This window comes from Vibrio sp. Vb0937 (genome assembly GCF_033338855.1).
Map to the genome: position 1 here is coordinate 1 of NZ_JAWOTK010000369.1, position 1,123 is coordinate 1,123.

The 1,123-nt window shown below is 46.7% G+C and carries 2 protein-coding genes; both read left to right on the forward strand.

What is annotated here, in order from left to right:
* The first annotated feature begins 86 nt into the window (after positions 1–86).
* Positions 87–707, forward strand: a complete 621-nt coding sequence (locus R7P67_RS25780) for a lysoplasmalogenase (protein WP_005481960.1) — start codon at positions 87–89, stop codon at positions 705–707.
* Between the two features lie 69 nt (positions 708–776).
* Positions 777–998, forward strand: a complete 222-nt coding sequence (locus R7P67_RS25785; protein WP_029853250.1) for a YecH family metal-binding protein — start codon at positions 777–779, stop codon at positions 996–998.
* Positions 999–1,123 lie beyond the last annotated feature (125 nt).

Consider the following 1,123-nt stretch of genomic DNA (forward strand, 5'->3'; position numbering starts at 1 on the left):
GAGATCCAACTTTCGTAGATTGTGTCTTTACATCAAAACTGGTCTACCTAGACTAGCGGCGAGTTTAAGTAAAAGGTATGTACGGCATGTGGAGTTGGCTGGCGATAGGGTTATCAGGTATGTATTCCGTGTTGGGTGCAAAGCAAGCGAACCCGACACAATCCTTAGTGTTTAAAATCTTTACGCTATTACTTCTTCTTATTTTGGTGCTAACCCAAGGGCCGTCGGCCGATCACAGCTACTGGATTGCTGGTGGTTTGGTGGTTTCTATGTTCGCCGATACGCTGCATTCGTTTAAAACACGCAAGCTGATCTATTTTGCTGCCTATCTCGCAGCGCAAGTGTGCTACAGCAAATCTTTTTGGGTTCAGCTCAATGGCGATATCGTGTGGTGGTTGTTGGCTTTGTTGCTTGCCGCCAGTATCGTGGCATTTTTCCTTCTTTTACCGCAGTTAGATTCGCTCGTTTTTCCCGTTGTTACTATGGGCATAATGCTAGTGCAGCTCGCTTGGGCGGCGGGTGAGGTTTGGCTACAAACGCCTAGCTACGCGAATGCCATTGGCTTTAGTGGTACCGTCATCATGACGTATTCCGCGCTCGCTTACGCCATACACGGATTCCGTAAACCAATGAAGCGCGCGTATGTTTGGGTAAGTGGTAGCTACTTTCTTGCTCATGCACTCATTGTTGCTTCTATCATTTACTAACGTAAGTCAAAGCAGTGCTCGACGATTTCAGTACACTGGTCGGGTTCTATTTGCTAACTGGAGTTAACGATGAGTGACATTCATGCTCACAACTTACTAAACCTACTACGTGAAACCCCAATGAGCCGCGACGAGCTCGTACAACATTTTGGCGCAGACGTACGTTTTCATACCTGTAAGTTGAATGATCTAGACTTAGATGCATTGCTAACCTTTTTATTACAGCGCGATAAGGTTCGCGAACTCGAAGGCAAGTTCGTCGTCAACATGGCGCGTATTTGCAACCATTAAGCGGCGTCTGAGGTTGTTTCGGTAATCGAGGGCGAATTATCTGATTTCGCCCTTAGCCGTATACTCGCACAATCTCCTTACTATACACTGGTCGCCATTTTTTTCGTCGAGGCCAGAACATGGAT

What these genes read in the sequence shown, in the direction of transcription:
- R7P67_RS25785 (WP_029853250.1), top strand. Translation starts at nt 777, where the DNA reads ATGAGTGACATTCATGCTCACAACTTACTAAACCTACTACGTGAAACC.
- R7P67_RS25780 (WP_005481960.1), top strand. Translation starts at nt 87, where the DNA reads ATGTGGAGTTGGCTGGCGATAGGGTTATCAGGTATGTATTCCGTGTTG.